Source organism: Actinomyces sp. S6-Spd3, assembly GCF_000758755.1.
GTDB lineage: Bacteria > Actinomycetota > Actinomycetes > Actinomycetales > Actinomycetaceae > Pauljensenia.
Window position 1 is genome coordinate 1 of sequence record NZ_JRMV01000032.1, and the last position, 514, is coordinate 514.

Consider the following 514-nt stretch of genomic DNA (forward strand, 5'->3'; position numbering starts at 1 on the left):
CTGAAACCGCATGTATCCTTGCCTCCGTTGGGGAACGCCAGCTGGGCCGCGAGCTAGTGACTGACAAGCGCGTTGGCCGCGTCGTTTTGACGGGCGGTGTGGAGACCGCGCAAATGTTCCGCTCTTGGGATCCCACCTTGCGCATCATGGCTGAAACCTCGGGCAAGAACGCTATCGTGATCACTCCGTCAGCCGACCTTGACCTCGCTGTGAAGGACGTGATCGACTCCGCTTTTGGTCATGCGGGCCAGAAGTGCTCGGCAGCCTCGTATGTGATCCTTGTGGGATCAACCGGCTTCTCCAAGCGCGTGCGTAACCAGCTGGTCGACGCCGCGAAGTCGCTGCACATCGGTTGGGGAGACGATCTATCGGCAGAAATGGGGCCGTTGTCTTCCGAGCCGGGAGAGAAGCTCCTGGCCGGCCTGACGACTCTTGATGAAGGACAAAAGTGGGTGCTTAAGCCGCGTCGCCTTGACGACACGAACAGGCTGTGGAGCCCCGGCGTGCGCGTGGG

At 61.3% G+C, this 514-nt stretch carries 1 protein-coding gene; it reads left to right on the plus strand.

The genetic code is table 11. From position 1 onward, the window contains the following. Positions 1 to 514 (plus strand): aldehyde dehydrogenase family protein (locus HMPREF1627_RS00225; protein ID WP_034499812.1); only part of this gene is annotated, 514 nt, incomplete at both ends.